We start from the raw sequence: 6,662 nt of genomic DNA on the forward strand, positions 1-6,662 counted from the left end.
CATTCGCCCATGCGCACCTATTGATGGCTCGCTCGCTCACGCGCTGGCGCCGGCCGCGGGGCGCAGGGCGTAGCCGACGCCGCGTACGGTCTGGATGATCCTCGGCATGCCGCCCTGCTCGGTCTTGCGGCGCAGGTACATGACGTAGACGTCCAGGGAGTTGGAGGAGGGCTCGAAGTCGAAGCCCCAGACCGCCTTGAGGATCTGCTCGCGGGTGAGGACCTGTCGGGGGTGGGACAGGAACATCTCCAGGAGCATGAACTCGGTGCGGGTCAGTTCGACGGACCGGCCGGCCCGGGTGACCTCGCGGGTGGCGGTGTTCATCCGCAGGTCGCCGAAGGCCAGCACCTCGCTCTCGTCCTCGGCCGCCGCCCGGGCCGCGGCCTCGGTGGCGAGGGCGTTGCGGCGCAGCAGGGCGCGGACCCTGGCGAGGAGCTCGTCGAGCTCGAAGGGCTTGGCGAGGTAGTCGTCGGCGCCGACGTCCAGCCCGGTGACGCGGTCGCCGACGGCGTCCCTGGCGGTGAGCATCAGCACCGGGACGGTGTCGCCGCGCGAGCGCATCCGGCGGACGGCGGTGAGGCCGTCCATCCGGGGCATCATGATGTCCAGCAGGACGAGGTCGGGCCGGTCGCGTTCGACGGATTCGAGTGCCTCGTAGCCGTCGGTGGCCGTGGCGACCTCGTATCCCTCGAAGGCGAGGCTGCTCTCCAGGGCGTCCCGGAGCGCGGGTTCGTCGTCGACCACGAGGAGCCTGGCCGAGGTGTGGCCGGACTCGGCGGAGGTGCGGTCGTCGGCGGACGGGGTCATGGGCCGTTGCCCTTTCTCGTCGTGTGGGGGGCCTGCTCGGAGTAATTGTCCGTCTTACACGTTCTGGCCCGCCTGCAGTTTCGGCAGGACCTGCTTGATGTCGTTGATCGGGATGGCGAAGCCGAGGCCGACGCTGCCGGGCGAGTTGCTGCCGCCGCTCGCGGTGGAGCCGGTGCCGCTGGGCGAGTACATGGCCGAGTTGATGCCGATGACCTGGCCGTTCGCGTTGATCAACGGGCCGCCGGAGTTGCCGGGGTTGAGGGCGGCGTCGGTCTGGAAGGCCTTGTAGGTGGTGGTGCCGCTGCCGCTCGGCTGCTGCTGCGAGCCGCGCAGGCCGGGCATGAACGGGAAGCCGTAGCCGCCGTTGCCGCCGGTGGAACCCTCGTCGACCTGGACGGTGACCTCGCGGTTCTCGGCGCTGATGATGCCGGAGGTGACGGTGCCGGTGAGGCCGTCCGGGTTGCCGATGGCGACGACCGGGTCTCCGACGGCGACGGCGGAGGAGTCGCCGAGGGCGGCCGGGGTGAGGTTCTTGGCGCCGCTCGCGGTGATCACCGCGACGTCCAGGGACTTGTCGGTGCCGGTGACGGTGGCCTGCGCGGTCGACCCGTCCTTGAAGGTGACCGTGATCTGGCCGCCGCTGTCCACCGCGCCTGAGATCACGTGGAAGTTGGTGAGGATCTGCCCGTTCTTGCCGAGGACCACGCCGGTGCCGGTGGCGGTGCCGTTGGGCGCCTTGACGGTGATCTGGACGACGCTCGGCGAGACGGCGGCCGCAATGGCGGCGACGTCGGCGCTGCCGTCGGTGCGGGCGGAGACCGGGCTGGCGATGGTGGTGCTGCGGGTGTCGGAGGTGCGCTCCTGGGAGGCGATGACCCCGCCGGTGACCCCGCCGAGGACGGCGGCGATCGCGGCGACGGCGGTGACCAGGACCAGCCGGCCGCGCAGCATCCCGCGCCGGGCCCGGCCGCCGTGGCCCCGGGGTCCTTCCGGCCCCTCGGGGCTGCCGGGCCAGCCGGCGGACGGCGGGGTGGGGGGCAGGGGCGGCGGCGGGAGCGGGCTGTCGAAGCCGCCGCCGGAGTGGTCCTCGCGGTAGCCGTACCCGGGGGCGCCGGTGCCGACGGTGCCGTCCGTGCTGCTGCCGAGGACGGTGCCCTCGATGACGCGGTGCTCGTGCGGCGCGTGCGGTTGCGCGGACGGCTGCTCGCCGTGCTGCGCGCCGTGCTGCTCGCCGTACTGTCCGGTCCACCCGTACTGCTGCTCGCTGCGCTGCTGATCGCTCATGCCGAACAACGTCCGCCCGGCGGATGAGGATCGGATGAAAGCGGTCTCAGAAGGGGCCGAGAAGCCCGTTGACTTCTCATAAAGCCTGGTCAGGCGGTGCGTGGCGGCGGCCGGAGCGGAATAGGCTATTCCGCTTCCGTCGGGGCGCTCTGGACGCTCTGGGCGCCCGGTGCCGCTCCGTCGCAGCCGCAGGAACGCCGGACCACCAGGCGGGACGGGAACTTGCGGACCCGCTCGGTGTCCGAGCCGGGCACCATCAGCGAGTCGTCCAGGACCAGGTCGACGGCGGCGCGCGCCATCGCGTCCCGGTCGGAGGCGACGGTGGTCAGCGGCGGGTCGGCGAGAGCGGCCTCGGGGACGTCGTCGAAGCCGGCCACCGCGAGGTCCTCCGGGACCTTCAGGCCGACCTCGCGGGCGGCCCGGAGCACGCCGATCGCCTGGTCGTCGGTGGAGCAGAAGATCGCCGGTGGCCGGTCGGCCGAGCGCAGCACGCCGAGCGCGACCTCGTACGCGCCGTAGCGGTGGAACGGCGCGTCGATCAGGTGCGGCTCGGTGGGCAGGCCGTGCGCGTCCATGGCCCGCTGCCAGCCCTCGACGTGGTCGATGACCGGGTCGCCGGGCGCGGGGGAGTCGACCGGACCGCCGAAGCAGGCCACGTACGGGTGCCCGTGCACCTCCAGCAGGTGGCGCACGACGGCCTCGGCGCCGCCCACGTCGTCGGTGACCACCGCGACGTCGTCGATCGCCTCGGGGCGGCGGTGCAGCAGCACCACCTTCGCGCCCTCCATCGCGGCGAACTCCTCGGCGGCGCGCTGCGACGGGCCCTGGCTGACCAGGATCAGCCCGGAGACGCGCATGCCGAGGAAGGCGCGGACGTAGTGCACCTCGCGGTCGTCCACGTAGTCGGAGTTGCCGATCAGCACGAGCTTGCCGCGCTCGGAGGCGGCCCGTTCCACGGCGTGCGCCATCTCGGCGAAGAACGGCTGGCGGGCGTCCGGGACGACCATGCCGATCAGGTTGGTGCGGCGGGAGGCCATCGCCTGGGCGACGCTGTTCGGCCGGTAGCCGAGCTGCTCGATCGCCGCGAGGACCTTCTCCTTGGTGGCGGGCGCGACCGGGCGCGGCCCGTTGTTGATCACGTAGCTGACGACCGCGGTCGAGGTACCAGCCAGTCGGGCTACATCGTCGCGCGTCACTTTGGCCACGGGGGAAGTCTACGCGTGTGGCGCCGGCGTCGGCAGTGGGACCTGGGGCTTCCGGCAGGTGGACGGGGGGCTGCGCGGGGGCGAACCGGACAAGCCGGGCGGGGATCGCCCCGCCCGGCGCGCGTCACGCCTCCAGCGGCGCCGAGGGGCGCGGGGCGAGCTCCGGGCGCTCCCCCTTCTCGGGCTTCTCCGGGACGACGAAGCGGTAGCCGACGTTGCGCACGGTGCCGATCAGCTGCTCGTGCTCGACGCCGAGCTTGGCGCGCAGGCGCCGGACGTGCACGTCCACCGTCCGGGTGCCGCCGAAGTAGTCGTAGCCCCAGACCTCCTGCAGCAGCTGCGCCCGGGTGAAGACCCGGCCGGGGTGCTGGGCGAGGTACTTGAGCAGCTCGAACTCCTTGAAGGTCAGGTCGAGCGCGCGGCCCTTGAGCTTCGCGGAGTAGGTGGCCTCGTCGACCGAGAGGTCGCCGTTGCGGATCTCCATCGGGCTGTCGTCGGCGACGACCTGGAGCCGGCCGAGCGCGAGCCGCAGCCGGGCCTCGACCTCGGCCGGGCCCGCGGTGTCCAGCAGGACGTCGTCGACGCCCCACTCGGCGGTCACGGCGGCCAGGCCGCCCTCGGTGACCACGAGGATCAGCGGGCAGCCGATGCCGGTGGAGCGCAGCAGCTGGCAGAGGCTGCGGATCTGCGGCAGGTCCCGCCGGCCGTCGACCAGGATGACGTCGGCGCTGGGGGTGTCCACCAGGGCGGAGCCCTCGGCGGGCGCCACCCTGACGTTGTGCAGCAGCAGGCCGAGCGCCGGCAGCACCTCCGCGGAGGGCTGCAGTGCGTTGGTGAGGAGGAGGAGAGAACTCATACCCGGTGGTCCCCTTTCCGGGTCGTCGCGGTCGCTTCACGGCTGCCGCCACAGCCGGATGGCGCACGTGCTGAGGGTTGGGGGAAGGGTTCGGACGCCCGGAGCACACCGGAGGACAGGCCGGCGTGCACGGCGCGACGGCGCACAGGCCGGGGGTCCCGCAACCCCTGGCGCACCGTTTCTGCCCTGCTCATCCCGCGAACCCTCCGGTCGTGGTCCCGGGCCGGGCGGCGGCCCGGAACCGGGGTGGCGTCACCCCGGCCGGACGGGGCACGTCGTCGTGCCGCGAGAGGCGGGGCGGTTCCCGCGCACCGCCGGGGGTGGGCCGACGATTCGCAAGAACGTCCGTACTGGCGTCCTGAAAGCACGAAAGGACCCGGGGGCGACTCTGCCCGGATCCCTCTTGGAGGTCGAGAATAGCCGACCGGCCTTCGCGCCGGGAGGGCCCGAATCCGGCGGTTCGCCCAATCCGGGCGCGCGCCGGGTGAGCCTGGTCACGGCTTCGAGTGGTGCTCCGGGTCCGTCCGGCCAGGGCGATTGCCGGTCGCGGCGGCGGACACGCCATCATGGGACGCACATCGGCGGCGCCGCGCACGTCCACCTTTCGGGTGGTCGGACGGCCGCCCCCGGTGGCGAGCCGGACCGGGGCACCGGGCCGGGCGAGGACGACGAGAAGGGGTTGCCATGGGCGCGACCACCGAGCCCGCGAGCGGCGCCCGGGTGCGCGGGACGATCCGCTACTGGGCGGCCGCGAAGTCCGAGGCCGGACTGGCCGAGGAGCCGTACGAGGCGGCGACCCTGGCCGAGGCGCTGGCGGCCGCCAAGGAGCGGCACGCCGACCGGCCGAAGCTCGTGCTGCTCCTCGGGCACTGCTCCTACCTGGTGGACGGCGCCCAGGTGGGCGGCCGTGACCACGCGACCGTCGACCTCACCGAGGGCGGAACGGTCGAGGTACTGCCGCCGTTCGCGGGAGGCTGAGCGGCGTGACGGACACGAACGACGCGAACAACGGCGGCTACGGGGGCTGGCAGCAGCCCCGACCGCCGCAGCAGCCGCAGCAGGGCCATCCGCAGCAACCGCATCCCCGGCAGCCGCACCCGCAGCACGGGTACCACCAGCAGTACGGCCACCAGGGGTACGGGCAGCCGGTGCAGCCGCCGATGGACGACGCCGCGACGGCCCTGCTGCCGCCCGTCCCGCCGATGGACGACGCCGCGGCCACGACGCTGCTCCCGCCCGTCCCCGCGATGGACGACGCGGCGACGACGCTGCTGCCCCCGGTGCCGCCGAAGGACGACGCCGCGGCCACGACGCTGCTCCCGCCGGTGGTCGTCTCCGGCGCCATGCCCGTCGCGCAGCCGCAGCCGCAGCCGCAGCCGCAGCCCCGGCCTCTGGCGCAGCCGTATCCGCCGTCCCGGCCGCAGGCCGGGCCCCGGCACGCCGCGCCCGCTCCGGTTCCCGCGCCCCAGGCACAGGCACCGGTTCCGGCGCCCGGCCTCGACCAGCCGACCATGACGCTCAAGCGGCCTGCGGGCCCCGCCGCCCCCGTGGCCCCCGTGGCGCCCGGTACCGCGCCGCACCCGGCCGTCCCGCCGCAGCCCGGGATGCCCGCGGCGCCCGCCGCGCCGAGCGCCCACCGCACCGGCTCGCCGATCATCGAGCCGGGCATCCAGCCCGCGCTGATCACCGCGGGCGTCGCCGCCCTGCTGGCCGGCGGCGCCGCGCTCGGGCAGGTGGCGCTGGCCCTCGTGGTCGCGCTGCTCCAGGTGCTGACGGCGGCCGGCTGGTTCCGCCTGAACGGGATGTGGCCGGCCCGGCAGGGCATCGCCCTGGCCGCGCTGGCGGGCTTCACGGCCGACGGGGCGGTGCTGCTGGCGAGCGCGGACGGCGGCATCGCGGCCGTCGTCGGCACTCTGGGCGGGTTCTTCCTGCTGGTCCTGGTGCTGCAGACGTTCCGCCCTTCGGACCCGAAGGAGCGGTTCTACGCGCTGACCGTGCTCGGCTCGGCCACCGTGGTGACGGCGCTCTGCACGGCGCTGCTGGTGGCCGACTGGGTCCCGGCCGGGGTCGGCGCGGTCGCGCTGGCGACCCTGCTGGCAGCGGCGCCGCTGCCCGGGCCGAAGGTGCTGGGCCCGGTGCTGGGCCTGGTGGCCGCGGTGGTGCTGGGCCTGGTGGTGGGCGCGCCGCTCGCGCTCGGCGCCCTGGCGGGCGTGGGCGCGCTGGTGGGCCGCCGGGTCGCTTCGTACGACTGGCCGTCCCGGTTCGTGCACATGACGGCGGGCGTGGCGCTGCCGCTGGCCGTGGCCGCGCCGCTGATCTGGCTGGCGACCGGGCTCCTGGCCTGACCCGGCGCCCCCGTACGACGTCCGGCCCCGGAACCAGGTTCCGGGGCCGACGAGGCCGACGGTCATCGCGACGATCCCGGCCGTCCCCGCCCAGCGCCCGGACTTCACCACCCCCGGCTACACCCCGCCGGGCTTCACCGGCCCCGACGAGGTCGGCTGACGCAC

Annotated in this window: 6 protein-coding genes; 2 read left to right on the forward strand and 4 right to left on the reverse strand. The window is 74.5% G+C overall.

What is annotated here, in order from left to right; translation table 11 throughout:
• Positions 1-36 precede the first annotated feature (36 nt).
• The 4 genes from AB0C76_RS37570 to AB0C76_RS37585 form a co-directional block, all read right to left on the reverse strand.
• The gene (locus tag AB0C76_RS37570) at positions 37-807 is read right to left on the reverse strand and encodes a response regulator transcription factor (protein ID WP_359974369.1); all 771 of its coding nucleotides are present in this window, start codon (positions 805-807) and stop codon (positions 37-39) included.
• Positions 808-861: 54 nt separating this feature from the next.
• Positions 862-2,091: a trypsin-like peptidase domain-containing protein gene (locus tag AB0C76_RS37575; RefSeq protein WP_359974371.1), complete on the reverse strand. Its 1,230-nt coding sequence runs from the start codon at positions 2,089-2,091 to the stop codon at positions 862-864.
• Positions 2,092-2,216: 125 nt separating this feature from the next.
• Positions 2,217-3,296, reverse strand: a complete 1,080-nt coding sequence (locus AB0C76_RS37580; protein ID WP_359974373.1) for a LacI family DNA-binding transcriptional regulator — start codon at positions 3,294-3,296, stop codon at positions 2,217-2,219.
• A 124-nt stretch (positions 3,297-3,420) separates the two neighbouring features.
• On the reverse strand, positions 3,421-4,152 hold the full coding sequence (locus tag AB0C76_RS37585; protein ID WP_359974375.1) for a response regulator transcription factor: 732 nt from the start codon (positions 4,150-4,152) through the stop codon (positions 3,421-3,423).
• A 684-nt stretch (positions 4,153-4,836) separates the two neighbouring features.
• On the opposite strand from AB0C76_RS37585, the gene AB0C76_RS37590 reads away from it, so the two are divergent.
• Positions 4,837-5,130, forward strand: a complete 294-nt coding sequence (locus AB0C76_RS37590) for a MoaD/ThiS family protein (RefSeq protein ID WP_359974377.1) — start codon at positions 4,837-4,839, stop codon at positions 5,128-5,130.
• A gap of 5 nt (positions 5,131-5,135) precedes the next feature.
• On the forward strand, positions 5,136-6,497 hold the full coding sequence (locus AB0C76_RS37595; protein WP_359974379.1) for a hypothetical protein: 1,362 nt from the start codon (positions 5,136-5,138) through the stop codon (positions 6,495-6,497).
• Positions 6,498-6,662: the final 165 nt, after the last annotated feature.

The sequence above is a fragment of the Kitasatospora sp. NPDC048722 genome (assembly GCF_040650235.1).
Classification (GTDB): domain Bacteria; phylum Actinomycetota; class Actinomycetes; order Streptomycetales; family Streptomycetaceae; genus Kitasatospora.